Raw genomic sequence first — 24,465 nt, forward strand, 5'->3', positions numbered from 1 at the left:
ATCTTTTTTACCGTTTTATCATTTGTAAACAAATCATTCCGAAATCATCACATTACTTCCTTTCGTATGCGCATTCATCTGCGGTGCGTAATAATTCTGGATCGTGGTAATTCCGTTCGAGAATCTTCCGGATGCATTGGCAACGTAATCATACTCAAAAACATATTTTCCTTTCGGCATCTGTTCAATATAGAAATTAGTGGAAGCATCTTTGGTCGACTGATAATAGCCCAAACCATTTTTCCACTGATACCCTGAAAGGACGTCCAAAGGCTCAAATCCTGCAGCTCTCATGTCTTTGATGTGAATGAATTCCATCGGTCGATCCGTGTTTAAAATCATTCGTACCGTCACTTTATCGCCTACTTTCAATGGAGTTTCAAAAGTGATTTCCTGCAATTCTTCCCCATTCACGGTTTTGATTTTTTTGTATAATTCTTTGGTAACCGAAATATGATTTTCGGAAGATTTAATTTTATCCAGATCTTCGTAATACTGCCAGAATAAACCTCCCTGAACAATTCCTGCTCCCGGTTTTGTGACGGTAACGGTGGCTAAATTCTTATCTAAAACATCCGATTTCACGGTAGATTTTACATAACCTGTCGCTTCAGTTTGCGGCTGAAGCTCTTTTCCGCCCCAAACAATCGTTGCTTTATCACTTTCCGCAGTCGTCCATGATTTTCCTGAATTTAAAATCGTAAAAATAACTTCCGAAGTTCCTCTTGAGCTTCCCCATGAATTCACTTCTTTTTGGGTGATCAGCCAGATTTTCATGTCTTCAATGAATTGCTGATCGTTGGGTTTTAATTTGTTAAATGCTTCCAATGCTCCTGCATGATTCACCACTTTCGAGCTGAACCAGCCCCAGTCATCAAGATTCTGTTTCCAGTACACCCCCTGCGTTTTTGAATCTACGGAAGTTTCTTTCAGGTAATTTAACAATTTTTCCGAAACATCTTTTAAACCATAATCATTCATCAGTAAAGCGGCACGATGCAGTCCGAAGAAGGTAAAATCTGTAATTTTCATCGTTTTTACTTTCTGTTTTACCAAAGATTTTAAAGTGGCTCCTTTTCCTTTTAACGGATACTGTTTTTCCCAGTAATTTCGGGTGTCGAGATAGTCTAAAGTCCAGTTATTGATTACATTTTCTTTTCCCGCACTGAGCGAAGTCGAAGTGTATTTTTCAATTTCATTATCTGCGTATTTGATCAGATTGGAAACCATTTCATTCTGTTCTGAACTTTGGTAATCTTTTACGTTATCTTTCAGCCAGACATTGATTTTTCCTAAATTTTTAAGAATGTACAATGATGTGGAATACGAACTCGGATAACCTTTATACCACGAAAATCCTCCATCCGGATTCTGGAGTTTCTCTAAATCTTCCCAATCCTGCTGAATGGAGTTTTTCATTGAATTGACATCGAACAGCAAAGCCAGCTTCGACATCTGTTCTTCTTCATTCTTACTTTCCAGAACCCACGGTGTTTCTTCCAAAAGCAATTGTTTCAGTTCCTGATTTTTTTCAAGATTGGAATTCAATAATCCTTTATTCTGGTATTCTTCGAAAACGGTTTTCAGCTTCGGATTGGCTTTAAAGATTTCTGATGCCAAAACATCGGCAAACCATTTGTTAAAGATCACATCCGCTGAATTGTTCTGATCATTTTTCAGGCTCGGAAGCGCAAACATGATCTCCCAGATTGGGTTGGTCGTAAGTTCCAGTGTGTTGGAGACATTGGAAATCGTGGTGGAAGTCGCATTTTTAAGGTGTTCCAGTTCAAATGTTTTGGTTTCGCCTTCTTTTACAAAAACAGGAACCGCATCGGTTACGAGCATTCTGTTGGGTAGAACCGCAATGGCTTTCTGTTCTCCATCGGAATATTGTCCTGCTTTTGCCACCACTTTTAAAATAATGGAGGAAACATTATCCGGAACTTTTATTTTCCATGTCAAGGCTGAGTTTCCGTTTTCATTCAGATCAAAGTTCTGAGTTCCTGAATTTAAACCAAACTGAGACGAAATATCTTCATTGGTGAACGCATCCAGAATCTGCAAACCTGCCGAACCGTTTAATTTTTTGCTCGTTAAGTTCGATAGTTTGGATTGAAGATTCAGTTCATCTCCTTCTCTCAAAAATCTTGGGTAGTTTGGCGTTACCGAAAATTCTTTCTGCGTTATCACTTCTTTTTCCAGCGTTCCTGCTTTTGCGTCTTTCGTATGCGCCAAAAACATCAGCTTCCATTTTGTCAATGCTTCCGGAGAAGTGAATTCAAAGCTTACATTGCCTTCGGAATCGGTTCTCAAATCCGGGTAGAAAAATGCGGTTTCGTTTAGGTTTTGGCGCACGGGGATATTTTCCAAAGGTTTATCATCTTTATCCAGTATACCATCTCCATCGGTTCCATCATAATATTCTTTCTTTTCCTGCTCTGTAAGTTGTCTTCCTGAATTAAGAATATCAATTGCCGCATCATCCATTCTTACACTTGATAATTTCATTCTTGGAGACATTTCAGATTTAGGAGCTCTAGCTGGCTCTGAAAAAACTTTATTTTGCACAGATATTCCTGCAACGGCACCTTGTAAAGAATATATAAAGCTTCTATCGAACCAATTAAATTGAGGAACCTCTATATTATTTTCCTTGAAATATTGAATACTTTTCTGGTAATATTTTTGTCGCAGATAATCTCTTATATCGTATGATACTGTACTTATAAATGATGCATACAAAGTGTACCATTCATATCGATTAACGGCAAATTTATCTAGAGACATATCATACATATTCGCTAAAACTTCTGCGTTGATTTTCTCTTTCTCATTTCCTGAAACTTTTACAGACCATTTTTCTTTTGAATTCGGCTGAATTTTATCTCTGAAAGTAAGGGTTTCAATCGTTAAAGACTTGTCAGTATCATCTATATCCAGATTTACAGATTCTGTCTGAACGTCATTAAAGGCAACTACCTGAAACTGCACATTCAAAATTCGTACATCTTTATCTTTTGGAATAGCTGCTGTATATTCCAACATTCCGTTTTTAAAAGGCAAAACTTCAGAAACCGTTTTTCCGGAACCATTCTGTACAAAAATATTCAGAAGAGCGTTCGGAACCGAAGAATAAACCGTAAATAAAACTTTTTCTCCTCTTTTCAGTTCTTTTTTGGACTGTACAACCGTCAGGAAAGTTTTTTGATCGGGTTTAAGTGTTTTTTTGTCCCAAACACTGAAATTCTGCAACGCTTTTATCGTGTCTTTTCCTTCAATATTATACAGTTCCAACTGATAATCTCCGGCTTCCAGTTTTCCTAAATCAAGATTGGTTGTTGGTTGTTGGTTGTTAGTTGCTGGCTGTTGTATTTTCTCAAGAATTACGGTTGATTTCCAGTTTGTAGGTTCATCATTTTTATCGTAAAAATCATGCGGAAATCTGCTGATGAATTCTTCTTTTGAGAATTTTGGTAAATCCTGAACTTCCGATTTGAAATTCTGTCTGAAAATTCTGTCCGGAGAAATCAGTTTTGATAATTTTACCTGATACGATTTTTTAAGAAGCTGTTCATTGTAATTTTTTGTTTCAACATTCAGTTTTACATTTTCATCAGAAAAAACATTCTTTATTTCTTCAGCCTGAATATAGTGAGAAACGGAAGCTACTTTCAACTGGGTATCTGCAGTCTGTGTCTCGCCGTTGATATCTGTAACGGATGCATTGATTTCATAATTATCAATCTGAATTCCTTCTACATTTTCGTCTTTTTTAGGATCAATTTTAATGATAAATTCTCCTTTTTCATTGGTTTTTGCTTCTCCCAAAACTGAGTTTTCATTATCATCATCATTTTGCGGATACCATGAAAAATATCTCCCCCGGATATTTCGTTTTTTAATTTCATAATTAACGGTTGTATTGCTTAAAGCAACTCCGGAAAACATCATGGCTTTCCCTTTCAGTTCTATGGTTTTTCCGTATTTGTACTCATCTTTTACAGGATCGAACGTCACTTCAAATTTCGGTCTTTTATATTCCTCCACTCTGAAATTTTTATACCCGTCATTTCCATCTGTTCTCAGATAAAAAGTTCCGTTCAGCTTTCCTTTCGGAAGCACAAAACTTCCGTGATAAGAACCGAATTCATTGGTGGTAAATGTCTGTGAAGAAACTTCCTGTCCGTTGGTGTCGGTTAATGTAATTTTCTGTTTTAATCCGGCAACTACAGATTCTATATCTTTATCACGCTGTGTATTAATGACTTTAAAATAAACCGTCTGTCCCGGTCTGTAAATTGCCCGGTCTGTGAAAATCTGTACCTTGCTTTGTTTTGTTTCTATGTTCAGATCACTATTGTAACCCCTTTCTCCATAGACTTCCATGATCTGCACATCATTGGTTTTTGGCTGTCTGATCAGGAATGTTCTGTAATAATCATTGTTTTTTGTCGCAGGAAACTTGAAAATACCGTTATTATCTGTTTTACCGCTTATTTTGGTTAAATTATTATTGGAAACAAATTCATAAAACGTAAGATTTTCGTTAATTACGGGTTGTCCGTTTTCACTGTTCACTAATTTCAACTGATTGGATAACTGATCTCTGTCTGTTTTTGACTGATAAATAATTCTGTTATCCGAAACCAGAAAATAAAAGTCTTTTTCCGCTTCGGCTTCACTGTCGCTGATTCCGGCAACGTTGTATTCGGCAAGATAAATTCCCGGCGGAAGAGATTGTATTTCTAAGGAAGTTTTATGGTTTTTAAAATCTTTCGGATCATCCAGTTTATAAGCTTCTTTCCTAACCAGATTTTTTTTAATCTTATTAAATTTAGTAGAATACGAGTTTTTGGCGTACTGCAAAAAAGTAGTGAGATCCTCTTTTACTTCATAAATATTAATTGAAAAGGTGGAAACATTTTTATATTCTGCCACAAAATGAATTGGCTTATTGCTTTGGGTCTGCTGTTCATATTTAATATTCAGAAACGGATTCAGGATCTGGTTTTCTTTATTTTTAATATTATCAATAAAAGGAGATTTGGGATACTGCTTTTTTGCCAGATCTGCAACTGCAAGAGCATCTTTTTCTTTTTTTTGGGAAAGCAACTGTTCCATTATATCTTCCATGATCAGAACTTTATAATCGCCTTCCGTTTCGGTTTTCAAAAGGTTTTGAAGCTGAGTCAGACGATCTTTACACAGTGTGAAATTACAGTTGGCCTGCAATTTTTTATGCATGAAATACAATTTGGAATTACCTGAATTCTGTGCTATCAGATCATCATAGATCGCGTTAATCTTTATTTGATTTTCCGTAAGTTCATTTTTGGTAAAGAGACCATTATCAGAAAGAAATTCGATCTTTTTAGTCGAATACCAATCCCATAAAGTCGGGAAATAAGAAATATAATCGTTGTAAGAAAAAGCCTTCTCATATTTTATAAGAGAAATTTTTCTCATTTTATCTTTTTGCAGATCAAGTTCCTGATATTTTTTATTCAGATAATTGTTAAAATCAAGCTTGCTCCACGTCTCGATCTGGGAGAGATCCTGAGAATTGATATTGGTACGCTGTTCGATCTCCCAGGAATGTTGGTTGTAATAATCGAGGAAAAAACCATTCAGCAGAACTTCAAATAATATCCTGTCATCGTCTTTCAGTTGTTTTTCTACATCACTCAGTTTTTTGAAAAGCCGACTTACCGTATCGTTCTTTTCATCGTCCTGTGTTTGGTTTACGATACTGAATTCTGCCTTTAAAGACTGGATAAGCTGTAAAGTATTGTTATCTTTCATCGCCTGTTTCTGTATTTCTGAAATGATGGGAAGATTAGATTTATACGCTCCTTTCTGGGAATTTGCTGATATTTTTTTCCATTGCTCTTCATAATATTTCTGGGCGGAAATCCCCGAAAAATTCAGCAGGAGAAGCAAAAGCATAAAAATCTTGGAAAATCTTTTCATATATGTTATTTTTGATAAATGAATTTCTTAAAAGTACTGAAAAAATCCGTTATAGATAGTCAGTTTTACGTATCCTTAACGGGAACTCTTTTTGCAGTATTTTTCATGCTGGAGCAAAATACGTTCCGCTATCCGACGGTTTTCCTTCTTTTCATAACGTATTTCAGCGGTTATCTGTATACCAAATACCAGAAAACAAAGCATTTCTTTAAAATTTTAATTGTCAATGCTTTTGCGGGAATTATCTGTGCTTTTTTAATTATTCATAACCATAATGAAGTACGGTTGATGAAATGGTTTGTGATCGTAGTTTTAGGTTTATTGTACAACAGCTTTTTTCTCGATGCCTATATCCGTAAAATTCCTCTGCTGAAAGTATTTTATGTAGGTTTGGTCTGGGGACTGATGAATTGCTGGCTTAGCCTTCCGGAATTCAGTATTCCCATCTTTCTGATCAGTTTTTTCTTCATTACGGCTTTGGTTTTACCTTTCGACATTCGGGACATGAATGTAGATACCGTGAAAACATTTCCCACGATGATCGGCATTCAGAATACGAAATATCTGGCTTATCTGCTTATTTTTATCAGCAATATTCTATCTGTTTTTTATCTTGAATTCAATTATGCTCTTGCTTTTTTTCTTTCAAGCATCATTACGTATATTTTCATCTATTTCTCTGAAAATGAAAGAGATGATGTATACTTTTCTTTTGGCGTAGAAACTTGTTCGGCACTTCCCTTTTTATTTTTAGGAATAATGAAGTATTTTTGACGAATGATTATCAAGAAGCTTTCCCTGTACAATTTTAAGAACCACACCGAGAAAAAATTCGAATTTTCTCCGCAAATCAACTGTTTTGTAGGGAACAATGGCGTGGGAAAAACCAATATTCTGGATGCGCTTCATTATCTTTCCGTAGGCAAAAGTTTTTTGGGAAATACGGATCTCAACAATATTAAAAATGATGAAGATTTCTTCACGATAGATGCTGAAATCCAGAATGATGACAGTGAGGACAATATCAAAGTGCTTCAGCCTAAAGAAGCGAAAAAAGTCATTAAGAAAAACGATAAGAGCTACGACAGAATGGCGGATCACATCGGCTATTTACCCAGTGTGATGATTTCGCCGTACGATTCAAATTTAATTTCGGATTCGGGAGAAAGCAGAAGAAAATTTCTGGATTCTATGATCTCACAAACGGATTCCGAGTATCTTTTTGATTTAATTCAGTATCAGAAAACCATTCAGCAGAGAAATGCTTTGCTGAAATATTTTGCCAAAAACAGAGTCTGGGATAAAGATTCACTGGAAATCTATGATGATCCGATCATTAAATTCGGGACAAAAATTTTTACTAAAAGAAAAACATTTGTTGAAAAATTAAATCCGATTGTTCAGAATTTCTACAGGATTATTTCCGGAGGAAAAGAAACGGTTTCTGTGCTTTATGAGTCTCATTTGCTTGAAAATTCCTTTGAAAATCTGCTGAAGGAAAGTCTGGAAAGAGACAGAATGCTGACTTACACTTCGAAAGGAATTCACAAGGATGATCTTCTTTTTGAAATGGATTCCGTTTTAATTAAGAAAATTGGCTCTCAGGGACAGCAGAAATCCTTCTTAATTTCTTTGAAACTGGCGCAAATGAGTCTTATAAAAGAGTTAACAAAAAAAACGCCTATTCTTTTGCTGGATGATATTTTTGATAAGCTGGATGACAACCGTGTTTCTCAATTGATAGAACTGGTGAATCAGGAGAATTTCGGACAGATTTTTATTACGGATACGCATCGTGAACGTACGGAAAGTGTGGTGAAGAAGATTAATGAAGAAAGTATCATTTTTGAGATTTAAGCCATGAAAAATATACTGCTTTTATTCTTTGCTTTTTGCTATTGTTTGCATTCTGGTCAAAAGAAGAAAAATCCGAAAGACCTACTTGATGATTATGCTTCAGAAGGTGAAATCAATAAAAATTACCAGCCGGTTTCATTCGGTCAGAGAATAAAAAACTATCCTTTTAATAAAGCAAGTAAAATCAAAATTGTTTCTTATAACTTAAATTTTAAAAAGAGTTCAGGATATATACCTCCTCCACCGCCGCCAAAAACAAAAGAAGATTCTGTAAAATTGAACGAATTTTATCATCTTCCCAAGCCCATAGATTTTAGAGAGATTATAGAAAATCAATCTGAAAAAGAAATTGAAGAATCTAAAACTCTGAATTTAGAAGAAATATCAAAACTCAGTCATATTATTTTTAATACCTGTAATAAACATGTTATCACCATGTTTTCTCAGTCAGGATGCTTTTTCCCAAGAAATGCCATTGTTTTTTATGATGAAAACGACAGAATATTCGAAATAATTGAAATTTGCTTTGAGTGCGGAAATGTAGAAAGCTATCCTTCAAAATTTTTCAACTGGAAAAAAGCCTGTGAATTTATATATCCTGAATTAGAAAAATTTTTCCAAAGCAAAGGTTTGCAAACACAATACATCAGTAAATAATGAAGAAGAAAAAACGTGAATTCCAGTCCTCAGAACTTGTAAAATCTTTTGCCAAAATTCATGGTTTTGAGCATAAACTTTTAGCTTTTGAGATTAAAGATTTTCTTTCGGATTATCTTGATGAAAGCCTTTTCAACGAAATACAGAGTGTAAATATTGAAAACAAATGCGTTTTTATAAAAATAAACTCGCCGCTTTTGAAGCATGATTTCCAGATGCGTAAAAGCTTTTTCCTGAGAAAATTTCAGGATAAATTCGGTGTGGAGAAGTTTGATGATCTTCAGATATTGTAAAATTTTACTCTTCTTCAGATTTTGCCGTTTTTGTACTACTCATCAGTTCGTCTGCTCTTTTATCAAGACCGGATCGTATCGGAAGGAAAAATTTCAGCGGGTGCTTTAAAAAATACCTGAAAATTCCTTTGTACAGTTCTCCTACCTGTCCGAAATTCAGTTTTCTGGATCTGAAAGCCAGAAACATAGACAGACTGAAACTTACCAGAAAATTGAAAAACCCGATCAGGAAAACCGTTATCAGAGAAATGAAAAAGGTATAAGAATCAATTGTGAAATCTTTGCCGTACAATCCCAAAGCTAAATTTCCTGCCGCAAAAGTAATGTGGCGAATATCAAGATCCAGTCCCAGGAATAATCCTACCGGAGCTGTTGCCCCAAGAAATACACCAAACCAGAAGTTGGATACAATTCCGGGCCAGTTTTTAGCGTAATATTTGGATAATCCTTTAGCGAAATTTTTACCGAACAATCGGCTGATGGAAATATTTTTAGCAATTCTTTCCGGAATCTGATAAAATACCGAGTTGTTTCCGATATTTCCTGAAATAATCCCTGAAATAAAAAGATAAAATCCGGCAATACACGCATGAAGAATGGCTTTGGATTTAAAGGGATCTAAATCTTTCAGCAATTTATCTGATCTTTCTATGGCTAAATTTTGTGAGAAAAATACATCAAGTCCGTAAATAATCAGCAAAGCAACAGGAAAGGAAAGCAAAACATTTCCGACAAAAGCAATAAACTGGCTTCTGAATAATTTGGAAACCAAATGGGCAAACTCTGTACTGCTGCTTTTGATATTTCCTTCTTCAGCAAGCACTTTCGTCATTGTTGCCGCCGTCATGGCTGGCTGTTTTGTTGCTAAAGTGAAACCCATGAGATAAATCATCACAAACCCCATCGCATAATTCATGGAATACAAAAAGGCATGGGAAAAATCGCTTCCGGGAATGTATCCGTACAGCATTTTCAGTACGCACAATGCACCTACAATAATTCCTCCTCCACTCGCTTTGTAGAACATCGTCATGTACTCTTTCCGACTTGAAGTAATGTAATGGGTTCCTGTTTCAGCAGTGTGATTCGTGATCAGATGCGAAATCAGCCTTGTACTGTCGTTGATGAGTTCAGAAATATTATTCCTGTGAGATTTATAGCTTAAAATATTAAAAACCAACTGTTTGGAATTCAATAAAACATCTTTCTCCTCATCAATAACCAAAAGCTGAATGATTTCAAAAATTCTTTGTACCTGTTGGCGGATTTTAAGCAGCGACTGATTGATTTTCCCCGAAATTCCATATTTTGAGGAGTTTTTAAAGGCAATATTTACAAATTCCAGACATTGTTCAATATAAATTTTAATCTGCTTATAACGGCTGTTTCTGGAACTAAGCTGAAGCTGATTGTCTTTTTCGAAATCGGCAGCTAATTCTTCAAGCTCGTTCTGAAGGGCAAGGAAAGGATTATCAAATTTTCTGTATTCAGGAGCCATTCTTACCACCTCAACTTCCATTGCTGCACCTGTAACGCGCCATGAAAGGATGTTCATGGAGAACAGCATTTCTTTTTTCACTTCCGGACTGACGATAAAATCTGAAATTTCCAGCAATCTGAAAAGTTCATCTATTTCATTTTCAGGAAGATTATGAAAGAAACCCAGATCTTTTTTGGGAGTAAGACTTACATTATCAATCATATACCAGATCGTATTTTCGTTAACGACCGGTGGAAGCACTTTATTCAGAATTCTTTTTTTAAGCTCCGGAATAAAGGCATTTTCCGATAAAATATTGGCTTCTGTAAGGGATAAATTGAATGCTTTTCCTTTAAAAATATTTTGAAGGTAATATTTAAAATTCTCAAGAATTTCAGTATTTGCTCTGAAAAAGCTGAGAAGATCTGCAAAATCTGACTTTTTTACGCTTTCTAAAATTTCGGCAAACGGATCGAGCGAAAGTGTTTCATTCCTAAAAGAAAAATATTTTTTAAGAGCAGACTCAAAACTTGTGCTGGAATTAAAGAGTTTCATTGGTGCAAAGATACTATTTCAGACTCACATTCCTCATCTGTCTCATGATCCAGTTGTGCTTCTTTCTCAGATAAGGAGAGGGATTTTTAGGATCATATTTTTTAGGATTGGGTAAAACGGCTGCAATCCATGCTGCTTCAGAGGTGGTAAGATCTTTGGATGATTTTCCGAAATAATATTCTGAAGCCGCTTCTATCCCGAAAACGCCTTGTCCCATTTCTATGGAATTCAGGTATCTTTCCAGAATGATGTCTTTATTCCAGACTTTTTCGATGATGAAAGTGTACACTGCTTCCAGTCCTTTTCTGATCCAGCTTCTGCCCTGCCAAAGAAAGATATTTTTTGCCGTCTGCTGAGAAATGGTACTTCCTCCTTTTAATTTTTTCCCTTTTTCGTTGTTTTTCATCGCTTTTTCAATCGCCTGATAATCAAAACCATCATGATCGAAAAATTTCTGATCTTCGGAAGCAATTACTGCTTTTTTTACGTTACTTCCCATTTCATCATAGGAAATATAATCTCTCTGCAATCTTCCGTATTCAAAGAGTCCTCCAATCTGGGTAAGCGTAATGGGAGGATTGAAAAATCTTCCCCAGACAATAAAAACTACGTTAAGAATAAGAAGGACGAATATAATCTGTTTAATTTTTTTCCACATAATTTTAAAAAGAAAGTCAAAAATAAGGAAATACTCCGAGTTATTGCAATTCTTTCATGTAAGTAAGCTGATATCCGGGTAAAAGTTCAGGATGAAAAATTTTAATATAGTCTTTTAATACCAAATCTGCACGTACCACACCGCTTTCGAAGAAATCATTTGCCTGTGCTTTTTCTTTTCCTGTAATCACATAGATTTTTCCTTTATTGAAAACATTCAGTTTGCTGTAAAAGGGATTCATGCTAAGCATTTCTTTTTTGGAGATATGATTTCCTGCATTGATCCAATACTGTACTTTACCGGATTTTGCAAAAACCTCTTCAAAACTCATAGTTACAGCCTTCTGATCTGTATTGTCTTTAAGAATATATTCTGCATTGGCATCGGAAATAAAATTAGCAGCAGAAGTTTTTCCTCCCGGAAGATACCATACATCTCCATACATTTCGTTTGCTAAAACAATTGGTTTTTCTTTTGCAGTAAGCGCCAGTTTTTTCAGATCACTGTAGTTTTTTTCAACTTCATCGAATTTTGTTTCCGCTTCTTTTTCTTTTCCTAAAAGTTTTCCGAAAAGCTTAATGTAAGCTGTCTTTTCCAAAGGTTTCTGCTCCAGATATTCATCCAGAAAGACAACCTGAATGCCGTTGTTTTTCAGCAATTGGTAGGTATTGTCAAAACTTGCAATGTGATTGGTAAAAATAGCATCGGGTTTTAGCGAAATAATTTTTTCTACGTCATATTTCTGTTCACTTCCCAAATTCTGAATTTTTCCCTGCTTAATTAAATTCTGAATTTTTTCTGAATAAATATATTCCGGATTTGATACGCCGATAATGAGATTTTCTGCATTCAGCTCCGAAATATAGCCTGCCATACTTGCATTCAGCAGGATAATTTTTTTAAACGGAATCTGATTTTTCTTGAAATCATAGGTGAAATTTCCGGATTTGATGTGTATTCCTCCATTCTCTTCTTTGTACTGCACCAAATTTGAAACTGAAACAGCTTCCGAAGGTGAATTTTTTGTCTCTCTTTTACAAGAGGTTAGCGCGAAAAACGCGATTAATAGTAAAATTCTCGGTTTCATCTTTCAAAGAAAAGAAAAAAGTGCTATATTTGCAAACCTTTAAACGATAAGGAAACAACGGCCTCGTGGCGCAACTGAATAGCGCATCTGATTACGGCTCAGAAGGTTACAGGTTTGAATCCTGTCGAGGTCACAAGACCGACATTTGTAGATTTTTTTCTCTTATGTCGGTTTTTTTTATTTCCTAATCCGTTGTTATACTGATAGATACATTGAGCCACAATATTCATTTTAGGTGTTTGAAAACTTTTTCCGTCAAATTCGACTTTTTGAGGAAATATCAAACACCCTATCGTTCTTTTTGTCTGTAAATCACCCTGCTGATAAAGGTTTGCCAGGTTTTCCATTGAATCGAGAGCATTTTCTATTTTTGTTTTTATATCAAGTTCTTTACTCTCTGAAACAATATGCTGAATCTCCTGTTCCAAGTGTTCAATCTGTTCTTTTGTTATTTTTTTTACCTCTTTGTAATCTTCTTCATCTAATTTATCTGCAAGATATTTATCTCTTGCATTAGCAACTTTCTCATTAAGCTCATTAATCTCTTTTGATATGGACTTCCTTTTTGCATCTATATCAAAAGTGAACTGTTTGTAGTTATCTAAAAGTATATCTTTCATCAAATCTTTGATGATAGGATTGTATTCCAATTTCGAAATTTCCAATTCGAATAGTTCATTTAATCGATCTGAATCAAAACGAAATCCACATTTATAATGGCAATGATAATAGTAATACGTTTTAGACTTTCCTTTAGCCCCACTTGCTGTGAGATTTTTACCACATCTTGGACAACGTAAAAGTCCACGTAATGGAAAACGTTCATTACCTAATACTCTTCCGCCTGGTCCTTCTACCTTTCTTTTTTTGTCCATAATCTGCTGCACCTGATTAAAAAGTCTTTCGCTAATCAGCGGCTCATGTTTTCCATCACTGTAATATGCTTCTTCCTGTTTATAATCCTCAATATATATTTTACCACAGTAAACTGGATTTCTCATAGCTTTTGCAAATGCACTTCTTGACATTGAAGCACCCTCTCTTTTATTCATCTGCAATCTGACATGATCTGCCGGAATATGTCCTTTTGCAACCTCATTAAATGCCCAGGCTATATTAGATCCTTCCGGCTCTTTGATGGCAATATACTTTTTGCCATCTTCATGGCTTCTATTGATATATCCATAGGGAGCAATTCCCATCAATCTACCTTCTTTTTTGGCTCTCCGCATACCGTGAAAAGTGTTGAGTGCCCTTCTGTCATTTTCTACCTCCGGAGTGGAGAGATAAATCGCAAGCATAAGCTTGTTTTCAGGAACAGACATATCCAATGGCTGTTCAATAGATTGAGGAATAATGTGATTTTTATGTAGTAAACTTATCATTTGATAAGCATCTGCTGTATTACGACTGAATCTGTCCCACTTGGTAAATAGGACTAAGTTGCTTTTATGGCTTTTCTTTCTTATTTCAAGAAGGTATTTTTTCCACTCAGGGCGATTAAAACTTTTTGCTGAATGATCTTCAAAAATCACTCTATTGATAGCTATATTGTTATTAGCACAATATTTTCTTAATCTTTCATCCTGATCTCTTTGTGAATAACCTTTTTCAGCCTGTTCATCGGTAGATACTCTTATATACAAATCTGCAATAACCATAGTTGTAGTATTTCGTTAAAATTTAGTTTTAAATTCGCATCAAAGAAACTGATGCAGTAGAAATTCATCTTTCCGATATACTGCTAAGGTACAAATTATCAATCAGATGTAAAAAATTCTTTTAAAGTAAGTTTTACTATAATGTATAGAAATTCCATAATCTCTTCTGACTGTTCTTCGTTTACATCATGACCTGCTTTCCTTAATATCTGTAGCGCCTTTTCGGGAGGAATTTTTTTTAAAGGTATTGTTGGAATATATTTTTTAATTTCGGGTTGCTGGGATGCATTTTTTGATTTAGCTTTCTTCATAACAATGTGATTGAAGATTTGTTCTCAAACATTGTAATTTAAGTAGGTAGCATATTATTGATCAAGTTACTGTCGTAAAAGTCCTTTTTTGGCTGTTGGTTGCAAGCTAAATTTTAACTAAAAAATTTCTTACCTTTTCGTTATGAATATAACTGGTGACTAAAACGGTGGGTATCCGCATAGTACCTATGAATATTAATCTGCACAAATCAATTGCGGGTTTATCAGTATTTGAGATAATAATTCCCCGCAAATTAAAATAAAATGTACTGTAAGCTTAATCCGGTAACTGAACGCCACCATTGGCTGTAAGACTCATATGGCCTCTACTAACATCTATAATATTTTCTAAATTCTTCCAGCCTCTTGTTCTGATAGCACAGAAAATTTTAATCTCTTTGTCCGGATAAATCTTTTGAAGCTCAAGAGCAGCAGCCATAGATGTTCGACCTAATGTCAGAATATCATCAACCACGATAATCGTTGGTTCGGTGATAATTACAGGTCTTATGATTAAGCTATCTTGATGAGTTTGAACTGTATTTCTTGTATCGGCGTGAAACTGCCCGCTTGATTTAGGAATTGCATATGCACGATCTACACAAATAGCGACACTTTCGCCTAATCCATTTTTGACCAGTGTTTCACAAATTACTTGTGCTGGAAAAACAGCTCCGTCTACTAGAGGAGTACTTCTTGGAACAGGAACTAAGGATGAGTTTGCAAAATATTCTGATAAATCTGCTTCTTCTATTCTTTGGCTTAATCTTGTACTGAAGCTGACATCTCCATTTTTGCAAGAACCGGCAACCGTGCGTGAATTGATTTCAATCTCAGACTTACCTCTTGGAGAATAGGCCAGAAAGGTAAGAAACTCAAAAGACATACTCCTTTTTTGTGGTTAAAAAAGGAATGCTTTCAATTAGAAATTCAAAGTTGTCGTTGGTCAAAACCTGTGCACCATAACTTAGCATTTCTTCTGCCCATGAAACTTTTTGATTGAGCACATTTTCCATAATAAGAAGCTGCCTTCCCAATCTTAGAGCTTCCCATCCCTGATGTTTTGTACCGCTTTTTTCACTGGCCTCAACAATGATTGTTGCATCACTTATCAATGCCATGGTTCTATTTCTGATCGGAAAGCTTTTCGGAGTTACTGGATAATTTTCAGGAAACTGAGAAATCAGCAAATGATTTTCAGCAATAAAATCCTGCAATTGCTTGTTCTCAGCCGGAAAATATTTATCAATAGGAGTTCCTATAACACCAATCGTATGACCTTGGGATTCAATTGCCGTTTTATGAGCTATTGTATCAATACCTTCAGCTAAACCGCTTACTACAGTTATATCATTTTGCACTAATAATTTAGCAATCTTTCTAGCTCTTCTTACACCAAGATCTGAAACCTTACGAGAACCAACAACTGCTACTCTCCTACCATTTTCCAACAAAGAAAAGTCCCCCTTATAGAATAATTCTTTGGGACTGTTTTTTTTCTCAATAGTGGTCAGCTTATCATAGTAATCGTTAAAAGAACCGATCTGCATAAGTATTAAGGTTTAAATGAACATTGTAAATATAGTGTATTTACAGTGTATTTTCAAAGTAATAGTAGTAAATAATATAGATTAATTTACGGTTGTTTTATTAAACATTTTCCATAACAAACCGGTAAAAAGGCAGCTAAGGTATTGTTGTCAGCCGAAGGCTTTTCCCACCAAAAGACTACGGCATAAACGGTTTCCTTCCTAAAGGTACCCTCCAATTATTCCGTTTCCTTTTGGCTTTTTCTCTTTGTCAACACTTCATATCTGCTTTCTTTTTTCCGGTTTTTCTTTTGAAAAATATTCAGCGAAGCCAACAGGGCTTTGTAAGAAAGGACGGAGAAGAGATTGAAAACAAATCAAAATGTACAATCTTAAAACAAACAGTTATGAACATTATCGGAAGACTGACAAGAGATGCGGAAGTACGCACCCTGTCAAATGAAAAACAAGTAGTTAATTTCTCAATTGCTACCAATGACAATTATCGCAACAAACAAGGCGAAAAAATCGAACAAACTACCTATTTCGACTGCTCATATTGGATTTCTCCGAAAGTGGCTGAAATTCTTACTAAGGGAGCATTAGTCGAATTAAATGGCAGAGCCTACACTTCTGCATGGATAGGCAAAGATGGAGAAGCGCACGCAGGACTGAATTTCCTTACATCACAGATTAAACTCCACAGCAGCAGTAAAAAGGATAGTAGTAGTACAACATCTAAAAACAAAGGAGAAAATGCAAAATCAAAATCAGCAGAAAACGACAAAGACGACGATTTACCATTTTAAAATCAATCACAATTATTAACATTTAAAATCATTATCATGGCACATAATTTAAATTTCAACAACAGAACAGGGAAATACTCATTTTTTACTGTTAAAGAAAAAGCATGGCACAACTTAGGACAGATTGTGCAGGAACACCCAACGAGTGAGGAAGCAATTAAGTTTGCAGGACTTGACTATGATGTGGAGAAATCTCCACTATTTACCAAAGGTTCAGGAATTTTAGAAAATGACAACGGAATTGAAATAATTGATTCTGAATTGGAAGTTCCAAATTACTTTGCCAATATCCGTACTGATAACAACATCGTGTTAGGTGTAGTAGGAAAAGATTATCATATTGTACAAAACCGTGAAGCCTTTTCTTTTTTTGATTCAATTGTAGGCGGTGGAAATGGTATTTTATACGAGACTGCAGGAGCTTTAGGAAATGGCGAAAGAATTTTTATTACGGCTAAACTTCCTGATTATATCCGTGTTGGAAACGGTGATGATATTACAGAAAAATATATTTTCTTAACAACCTCGCACGACGGAAGCGGAAGTATTACCGCCGCATTTACCCCAATCCGTATTGTCTGCCAAAACACTTTAAACGCCTCTCTAAAAAACATGAGCAATGTTGTACGCATAAGACATACCGCAGGAGCAAAACAACGTTTAGATGATGCTCATAAGGTTATGGGATTAGCAAGCAAAATGAGTAATGAATTGGAAAACACTTTTAATCATTGGTCAAAAATAACTGTTGGAGATGCTGAAATGAAAAAGCTAATTCAATTGGCACTCTGCCCAAACAAAGAAACTTTAAATCATCTGCAAAAGGGAAATTTTGACGAACTGTCAACTGTCTTTAAAAATACCGTTGATGATGCTTTTGCCTACGCTATGATGAGCGATACACAGCAGATGGAAACAACCAAAGGGACTTTATTCGGTGCTTATAATGCTGTTACTGGTTTTTACCAAAATGTAAAGACCTACAAAGATGATGAAGCCAAACTACAATCTATTGTTATGGGCGGAACTGCGCAAATCAAGTCACAAAAAGCATTTGAATTATGTGAGATATTTGCCAAAAGTGGCGCAGATTCTTTACTGATGAACTAATTACCCCTATTAATTTTCTACGCACGGGAAATCCAAGTCTCCACCGTGCAGGAGCACTAATATGAATTACAGTATTGTGAACGAAATAAAAATAACATACACCCGAAAAGGCAACAGTGAAAAGAAGATCACCAACTCAAACGATGCGGTAAGTGTTTTCCGTCAGCATTTCGACAGTGAGGAAATCGATTACAGAGAATCTTTCTATGCCCTTTATCTGAATCAGGCAAACAACGTTTTGGGAATAAAGAAAATTTCTGAATGTGGCATTTCCTCAACGATGGTTGATGTAAGAATTATTATGCAGGCTGCTCTGCTCTGCAATGCTACCGCAATCATTATAGCACACAACCACCCCTCCGGAAACCTGAAACCTTCAGGAGAAGACCTCAAGATAACACAAAATATAAAGAAAGCATCAGAATTTCTCAACATCAGATTATTGGATCACTGTATCTTAACAGCAAGTCACCACTGCTCATTTGCAGATGAGGGTTATTTATCCAATTAAATTCTTGAAAAAAACAAAACGGCAATTAAATTTGCCGTTTTTTAAAATTTGGGCGAAAAGGCAATTCCTTCCGATGGTCGGAAACGTCTTTTCGCCGTCTTATTGGAAATCAACTCATTTGAAGTGCCTTGCTTAATCCTTAACATTTCAAAACAGTTGATCGATTGAAAGTCATTGAGTGCTATCAAATTCAAAATCTATTCGTTTCTCATTACCATAACTATCCTTAATCCAAATACTGAATTGGTGAGATTCTGATGACTGAGAAGTGTAATAAAGTCTAAATTGTTTCTCGGGCAATATATATTCATCATTAGGAAGATACGGTTCATCACTATAACGTTGAAGTTTTCCATTTCCCTCAAATTGAAAATAGCGTATGCTATATTTTGTCTCGCTAAAATTACCTGCCGTTTCCAATATTATTCTAATCTCGACGATTTCACCTTCTTTGATCTTACTTGGAATAGGCATAACCTTAACATCGAACGGAAAGTTTTGCTTCATTTCCAAATCATTGTCCTGACATGAATTAAAAACTATACCCATTAAAACCATAATAAATGAGTACTTTAAAAGATTTAGTATTTTATAATTAATCGCATTTTTCATATTGTATATTTTAAAAATTATAGCGCAGTCCTATGCCAATCAATGAATGTAAAGCTCCAAGCTGGCTGTTCTGCAAAAACCGCAATTGACCATCTACAATAAAGACTATGTGTTCAGTCAGATAACTTTCTAAAGATAACTTACCGGAAACTCCGTATATAAAGCTTTCTGTACTGTCCAGTAATGACCCATCGTAGAGTATTGGTATATTTCTGTTTACTTCCTGATAGCCACCAAGAGCCCCTACTCCGAAATTCAAATTTACATTTCGCATTGAATCACCTATCAAATAGAAACTGTAACCAGCATTTAATAGAAAGGTATCAATCGGTATATCGTAATTTCTGTATTCATAATATTTCCTGCTGTATTCAGCCCTTCCAAAAACATATCTACCGTTCTTACCATAAGAAATAAGACCAGCCGCAAATACATAATTCTGCTTTTCTGGAGATTTAGGAAATACTGAATAGGATATTTCAAATCCTTTTTGCTTTGGAATCATCTGCTGTGCAAATGATTGTACATTCATTGTGAAAATGAAAAGCATTGTTATCAATAATTTTTTCATCTCAATTGGTTTTGAAATTTAAACTATTGATAAGTTTCGCATTGATTAGCTCTGAATTTTCAAGCTCAACTTTCTGATGTCGTCCACCATTCTTTTCCAGAACCTCGATTTCTAAAACCTGGTCTTTTAACAAGGTAAATTGCTCCAATAAGTAAACACCCCTTATATGAGAATGATGCATTGCGGTCATCACCGGAAAATAAACTCTAATCGGCTCCAACTGCTTATCCTGAACCACTGTTCTTCTTAAGTTCTTCTTATCTACAATTTTAAAGTTGATCAATTCAATGTCATAAGCGACATTGCTGCTGTTATCAACTTCGATGGTAAAATAGAATTTACTGTCATTGACGTGTAATGCTCTGACTGAAAACTGAATACCAAAGCTTTTCGAGGCGATATGCTTAATGGTTTTTCGGCTTTTTTTGTACAGATCTTCCATGATCAATTCTGTCAGAGATGAAGAACTTCCTTTGAGATCTTCAAAAAGCACATCGGTTGAGTACTGCCGTTCTTGGCTTCTCTGCATCTTTAACAGGTCATAGCTGAGAACATCAGGATAAGCACTGTAAAAAACATCAAAACTGTAAAACTTACCATCTTCCGTAATCACCGAAAAATTAGTTTCTTCCTCGAAATCTCTTATTGCGGATTTGACCCTGAGAACGTTGCCGATCGGCTCTGCCTTGTTCGCGACCAACAATTCACTTCCCAGATCGACATAGCGTATCTGTGAAGGAAATATCAAATGACTGGTCTTGCTGTAAGTGACCTGCATCCTGAAAGGATTTAGCTTCGCTTCTTCCAATGAAACATGGGTTTTAACGGAGTCACAATCCTGAGCATAAGCCCGTCCTGCAAAGAGCAGGAGTAAAATTATTACGTTGCTGTAAATCTTATGTACATTCATTGTATTTAAATTTTAGTTAATTATTTTTAGGTACCAGTAAGACCTGCTGCCCTGCCTTTATTGTGACTTTCAATTGTCTTACCCTCTTTTGAAAATAGCCTGATAAGCCCTGCACTACCCCACGGCTTAAATCTGCTGCCACCTGCTGTCCGGCTGATTGGGTCATCATAATATTGGTTCCCGAAGTCTGACTCATATTAGCAACAATATCACTTACGGCAGTTTGTTCTGGTGAATAGGGAACATATAAACCGGATTGACCGTCATTGTCGTGAACATTGATTTCTACAGGATAAACATTCCCTTGGTATTGAATGGAAGAGATCTTCAATTGAAGCCTTCCTCCCTGAAATTTACATATTGCAGTCAGTAAACTTCCTGCAGGAATTTCAATTCGCCTCAATTGCATTCCTTCAGAAAGTCTGATGGACAAAGTACTTTCATTAATTACGGTTTTGGTTTCATAAACCACACCTTTTATTGCATTTTTGGATTGCACTGAATGATTTGAATCATTTTGTGTCTCATAAAATCTGTTCTGATTCAAACCTGCAATAAAAGCACTATCCGACGGCTCTCTGTATAATGAAGAAACAATAGTCGAATAGGATGGTTTTGCAGGTATCAGCTTCACTTTCTTTTCGGTAGGCTTTTCCTGCTCTTGTTTTGGTGCTGACTCTTCCTGTTTTGTAGTCGTCGGAAGGTATTTTGCTGCCATCTGATATGATTTTTCCATCAGTTCTAATTGGTCGTTCATTCCAAGACCTGCCGGAGCAGTGTTATTCTGCATTGCTTCATTCTTCAACCTTGAAATTTCTTTCCTAAGATTATTGACTTCCTGATTATCCCGACTATAAAATGAACTCAAGGTCTGCTGTGCATTCCGATAACTATTGACCGCATTCTGATCTGATTGTTGAAGAGCATTTTTACTATGGGTAGAAAGTGATTGACTATTTTCATTATTTAATCCGTTTTGCTCATTCCAATAGTCGGACAAGGTGGTCATTGCACTCCTTTTCTCCTCATTCTTTTGCTCCAACAACTGCTGCTCATAAGCTTTTTGCTTATCTGATTGTAACTGACCGTCCTTTGCCTGTGGAATAACAACATTAAAACCAGCTTCTTCAACCAGAGCATTATTAGCTTTTGGCTTAAAGATGAGGTAAAAACAACCTACGCAAACTGCTGTCATCAAGAAGTATATAATCGGTTTTTTCAGTTTCTCCCATTGAGCACTCGAATTATCATTCGTATTGGTAGAATTTTGAGGGAGATCATCTTCTGTCAATTTAATTTTCTCTGAATCTTTCATATGCTATTTTTTAATGGGTGTTTCTGCTTTATCGATATATCATATATCCTGAATCCTTTTCCGCAGGTTTCTTAGATATGCCGTCAATGTGATCGATAGACATGATATTGCTTCTTTTACTTGTGGAAATAAATACATTAACGAGGACGAGGATCGTAATCAAAAAATAGCCACCAAAGAATACCTTTGTTAATAATCTTTGCCGATCTATTGGAAGAACTTTCCAATGATTTTCTGTCTTCAAAACAAAATTTTCGATTTTATCTCTTAGCTTTTTCATTGTGGTCTTTTTAGCGTTCAACAGTTTCGATATCTCTATTTTCAATCACATTGAATTTTTCAATCGTAAATCCCTGCGGATTACTGTCAGACCTTACTGAATTAACCAAGGAGCAGTCTGTCACTAAATTCCTGATGGTCAAATTACTGGATCGGATAATGAATTGTCTGGCATAAGTCTTCACGCCATAGGGATAGCTGTTGAAATTGGCAACGACACTATCGATTTCAATCCTCTGCTGAATATTACCGGAGATGATTCTGTTGTAATAGCCTTTCTCCTGAAGATCCTTGTAGTAATTAAATGCAGATTGGTCTGCCAGATTAAAGGCTCTTTTTACATTGCTTTCAATGGCATTTTTATCGGGTGCTATCGTGAAAAACAATTCATGAAATCGTCTCACATGCTCTCTCGCTTCAACAGGTCTGTTAATGGACATATCCTGCGATAACGCGACCATTAAAGATTTACCGTTATCCAGCACATAGATTTTCTGGCGCTGTTCTTCAGCGAACTGAAAGGATTTGAATACAACGACCCCAACGACCCCAAAACACAGCACCGCAAAAACAAACGTAAACAAACGGATCTGCTTGAAACTGCTTTCAATATTTCTTAAAGTTTTAAATTCCATAGAACTGTATTTTTATTTTAATAATCTTCCTGAAATATTTCCTGTTGCCGAACCAACAGCAGCCCCTGCGATATTGCCCGACTTCGTAGCCGTTTGATTCACATTGCGCATGAAATTCCCCGCACCTCCTGCCTGAATGACCCAGCCTGTCACCGTCGGTACCGTAAAGTAGCCTATGATGCCAATCACCATATAGATAATGTAAACCGTATTGGAAGTGTCAGGAATAAAAGTAGGATCAGCGAGCATTTCAATATCCCGTTCTAAAATCAGAGTCTGTATTTTGGCAAGAATGGCGCTGAAAATGTCAGCAACAGGAAGCCACAGATAAACACTGATATATCTTGTCAGCCATTGGCTCAAAGTGGTCTGAAATCCATCCCAAACTGAAATGGCAAAGGCAATCGGTCCTAATATTGAAAGTACGATCAGAAAGAAGGTTCTGATGGTATCGATAACCAATGCAGCTGATTGAAAGAGGATTTCAAGAAATTCACGGAATCCATCTCTGATATCTTTTTTAATTGCAAACATCTCTCTTTCGATATACATACCTGACATCGTGACCAGATCTGAAGGCGACCAACCTAATTCTTCCAGCTTTTTGTCAAATTCCTCATTTGAGATAAGGTAAGCCATCTCCGGATTTCTAAGCATCGCTTCACGCTCCAAAAGATCTTTTTTTTGTTGCAGTTCATTCATATCCAAAACCTGATCTTCGAGCATTGAGTGACTCCCTTGAACGATCGGGCTCATCACGCCATTCAGACTGCCCAAAACCAATGTCGAGAAAAACATAATGCAGATACCAATGGCAAAGGGTCTCAACATGGGAAACAGATCAATCGGTTCAGCACGGCTCAGTGATTGCCAGACTTTCAACGCCACATAGAACAATGCTCCCAAACCGGCAACGCCCTTTGCTACAGCCGCCATATCAGCGCACATCGGCATCATTTCTTCGTAAACGGAACGCAGGACTTCATGTAAGTTGTTCGCTTCCATCTTACCAGTATTTTTGATTGGCGGTTCCGTAAAGATTCAGCACTCTTTGTGTGTTATTCTGTTTCTTGGCTCTCAGATAACTGACCGAAATATTTTTGTTGGTATAGTATCTTACCAGATTGTGATAAGCTTTTACCTCTTTATACACTCGGTCAACCACATCCATCCTTTCTTTATCATTCAATGATAGACCGTTCGAGGTGATGATCTCTTTCAGTTCTTTTAAAAGTTCGGTACTCTCGGTAAGAAGTGCAGAATAACCATTAGCAATAGAAGCTAATTCCTGTGCATTGAAGTTGGGATCATTGAGCATCTTTCCGAAATTGTTCACATACATTTCAGAAACATCGCCCACCAAAAGAACAGTCTGTTGGACTTTTCTGGCATCTTTGACCAAATTATTGATGGCTTTCAGCTGGTCATAATATTCCTTTCCTTGTTCATACACTTTTTTAACTTCATTGAAGTTCTTAACGACGTTGGATACCGTCGATGAGGTCTGCACAATTTCATTGGCAGAGTTTAATATGCCTGATGCCAGATTGGCGGGATCAGTCACGACGAATTGCGCTTTAGCAAATGTTACGGTAGCAAAGAATGCTACCATCATTGTTTTGATAATTAATTGTTTCATTGTTGTAAAATTTTAA

At 36.1% G+C, this 24,465-nt stretch carries 23 protein-coding genes and 1 tRNA gene; 8 read left to right on the top strand and 16 right to left on the bottom strand.

From position 1 onward, the window contains the following. Positions 1–33 precede the first annotated feature (33 nt). Positions 34–5,970 carry an alpha-2-macroglobulin family protein gene (locus AC52CF_RS11255; RefSeq protein WP_496517018.1) on the bottom strand — a complete coding sequence of 1,979 codons (5,937 nt, stop codon included), beginning with the start codon at positions 5,968–5,970 and terminating at the stop codon, positions 34–36. A gap of 18 nt (positions 5,971–5,988) precedes the next feature. Between AC52CF_RS11255 and AC52CF_RS11260 the strand changes: the two genes are divergently transcribed. From AC52CF_RS11260 to AC52CF_RS11275, 4 genes are read left to right on the top strand one after another with little or no spacing between them, the layout of a single operon-like run. After that, the gene (locus AC52CF_RS11260; RefSeq protein WP_496517019.1) at positions 5,989–6,744 is read left to right on the top strand and encodes a UbiA prenyltransferase family protein; all 756 of its coding nucleotides are present in this window, start codon (positions 5,989–5,991) and stop codon (positions 6,742–6,744) included. Between the two features lie 3 nt (positions 6,745–6,747). Beyond that, positions 6,748–7,827, top strand: coding sequence for a DNA replication/repair protein RecF (recF, locus tag AC52CF_RS11265; RefSeq protein ID WP_496517020.1), 1,080 nt, complete (start codon positions 6,748–6,750; stop codon positions 7,825–7,827). A gap of 3 nt (positions 7,828–7,830) precedes the next feature. Continuing rightward, positions 7,831–8,484, top strand: a complete 654-nt coding sequence (locus AC52CF_RS11270; protein WP_496517021.1) for a hypothetical protein — start codon at positions 7,831–7,833, stop codon at positions 8,482–8,484. Beyond that, entirely contained in the window at positions 8,484–8,777 is a 294-nt protein-coding gene (locus tag AC52CF_RS11275; protein ID WP_108411556.1) for a hypothetical protein, read from the top strand. The genes AC52CF_RS11270 and AC52CF_RS11275 overlap by 1 nt, the downstream gene beginning before the upstream one ends. Positions 8,778–8,781: 4 nt before the next feature. Here AC52CF_RS11275 and AC52CF_RS11280 read toward each other — a convergent pair whose 3' ends face one another. Genes AC52CF_RS11280 through AC52CF_RS11290 form a run of 3 tightly spaced genes read right to left on the bottom strand, consistent with a single transcriptional unit; the run spans position 8,782 to position 12,557 of the window. Then, a complete protein-coding gene (locus AC52CF_RS11280) occupies positions 8,782–10,812 on the bottom strand; it encodes a transporter-like protein (protein ID WP_375191209.1) in 2,031 nt (676 codons plus the stop codon). 13 nt (positions 10,813–10,825) lie between these two features. Beyond that, on the bottom strand, positions 10,826–11,470 hold the full coding sequence (mtgA, locus tag AC52CF_RS11285; RefSeq protein ID WP_336689356.1) for a monofunctional biosynthetic peptidoglycan transglycosylase: 645 nt from the start codon (positions 11,468–11,470) through the stop codon (positions 10,826–10,828). A gap of 40 nt (positions 11,471–11,510) precedes the next feature. Beyond that, positions 11,511–12,557, bottom strand: a complete 1,047-nt coding sequence (locus AC52CF_RS11290; RefSeq protein ID WP_235131003.1) for an ABC transporter substrate-binding protein — start codon at positions 12,555–12,557, stop codon at positions 11,511–11,513. Positions 12,558–12,616: 59 nt separating this feature from the next. Between AC52CF_RS11290 and AC52CF_RS11295 the strand changes: the two genes are divergently transcribed. Beyond that, positions 12,617–12,690, top strand: a tRNA-Arg gene (locus AC52CF_RS11295). Here the strand turns inward: AC52CF_RS11295 and AC52CF_RS11300 are convergent. From AC52CF_RS11300 to AC52CF_RS11315, 4 genes are all read right to left on the bottom strand, one after another. Continuing rightward, positions 12,656–14,218, bottom strand: coding sequence for a recombinase family protein (locus AC52CF_RS11300; protein ID WP_496517022.1), 1,563 nt, complete (start codon positions 14,216–14,218; stop codon positions 12,656–12,658). The two genes, AC52CF_RS11295 and AC52CF_RS11300, sit on opposite strands and share 35 nt — an antisense overlap. Positions 14,219–14,316: 98 nt before the next feature. Next, on the bottom strand, positions 14,317–14,529 hold the full coding sequence (locus AC52CF_RS11305; RefSeq protein WP_496517023.1) for a hypothetical protein: 213 nt from the start codon (positions 14,527–14,529) through the stop codon (positions 14,317–14,319). Between the two features lie 277 nt (positions 14,530–14,806). After that, entirely contained in the window at positions 14,807–15,415 is a 609-nt protein-coding gene (locus AC52CF_RS11310) for a phosphoribosyltransferase (RefSeq protein WP_496517024.1), read from the bottom strand. Continuing rightward, positions 15,405–16,079, bottom strand: coding sequence for a DNA-processing protein DprA (locus AC52CF_RS11315; RefSeq protein ID WP_496517025.1), 675 nt, complete (start codon positions 16,077–16,079; stop codon positions 15,405–15,407). Before AC52CF_RS11315 ends, AC52CF_RS11310 begins: the two co-directional genes overlap by 11 nt. Positions 16,080–16,465: 386 nt before the next feature. Between AC52CF_RS11315 and AC52CF_RS11320 the strand changes: the two genes are divergently transcribed. From AC52CF_RS11320 to AC52CF_RS11330, 3 genes are all read left to right on the top strand, one after another. Continuing rightward, a complete protein-coding gene (locus AC52CF_RS11320) occupies positions 16,466–16,867 on the top strand; it encodes a single-stranded DNA-binding protein (protein WP_496517026.1) in 402 nt (133 codons plus the stop codon). A gap of 36 nt (positions 16,868–16,903) precedes the next feature. After that, the gene (locus tag AC52CF_RS11325) at positions 16,904–17,977 is read left to right on the top strand and encodes a DUF932 domain-containing protein (protein WP_496517027.1); all 1,074 of its coding nucleotides are present in this window, start codon (positions 16,904–16,906) and stop codon (positions 17,975–17,977) included. A 61-nt stretch (positions 17,978–18,038) separates the two neighbouring features. Continuing rightward, on the top strand, positions 18,039–18,488 hold the full coding sequence (locus AC52CF_RS11330) for a JAB domain-containing protein (protein WP_496517028.1): 450 nt from the start codon (positions 18,039–18,041) through the stop codon (positions 18,486–18,488). A gap of 171 nt (positions 18,489–18,659) precedes the next feature. Here AC52CF_RS11330 and AC52CF_RS11335 read toward each other — a convergent pair whose 3' ends face one another. The 8 genes from AC52CF_RS11335 to AC52CF_RS11370 are packed head-to-tail and all read right to left on the bottom strand — an operon-like array spanning position 18,660 to position 24,449. Then, entirely contained in the window at positions 18,660–19,100 is a 441-nt protein-coding gene (locus AC52CF_RS11335; protein WP_496517029.1) for a TraQ conjugal transfer family protein, read from the bottom strand. Positions 19,101–19,110: 10 nt separating this feature from the next. After that, entirely contained in the window at positions 19,111–19,671 is a 561-nt protein-coding gene (locus AC52CF_RS11340) for a conjugal transfer protein TraO (protein ID WP_496517030.1), read from the bottom strand. Position 19,672: 1 nt separating this feature from the next. After that, complete coding sequence (traN, locus tag AC52CF_RS11345; protein ID WP_496517031.1) at positions 19,673–20,581, bottom strand: conjugative transposon protein TraN; 909 nt, start codon at positions 20,579–20,581, stop codon at positions 19,673–19,675. 16 nt (positions 20,582–20,597) lie between these two features. Beyond that, positions 20,598–21,896 carry a conjugative transposon protein TraM gene (gene traM / locus AC52CF_RS11350; RefSeq protein WP_496517032.1) on the bottom strand — a complete coding sequence of 433 codons (1,299 nt, stop codon included), beginning with the start codon at positions 21,894–21,896 and terminating at the stop codon, positions 20,598–20,600. Between the two features lie 28 nt (positions 21,897–21,924). Next, positions 21,925–22,176: a hypothetical protein gene (locus tag AC52CF_RS11355; protein ID WP_496517033.1), complete on the bottom strand. Its 252-nt coding sequence runs from the start codon at positions 22,174–22,176 to the stop codon at positions 21,925–21,927. Between the two features lie 10 nt (positions 22,177–22,186). Then, the gene (gene traK, locus AC52CF_RS11360) at positions 22,187–22,810 is read right to left on the bottom strand and encodes a conjugative transposon protein TraK (RefSeq protein WP_496517034.1); all 624 of its coding nucleotides are present in this window, start codon (positions 22,808–22,810) and stop codon (positions 22,187–22,189) included. A 12-nt stretch (positions 22,811–22,822) separates the two neighbouring features. Continuing rightward, positions 22,823–23,815, bottom strand: coding sequence for a conjugative transposon protein TraJ (gene traJ / locus AC52CF_RS11365; protein WP_496517035.1), 993 nt, complete (start codon positions 23,813–23,815; stop codon positions 22,823–22,825). A gap of 1 nt (position 23,816) precedes the next feature. Continuing rightward, entirely contained in the window at positions 23,817–24,449 is a 633-nt protein-coding gene (locus AC52CF_RS11370; RefSeq protein ID WP_496517036.1) for a DUF4141 domain-containing protein, read from the bottom strand. Between the last annotated feature and the right edge of the window lie 16 nt (positions 24,450–24,465).

Source organism: Chryseobacterium sp. 2P, from assembly GCF_059579425.1.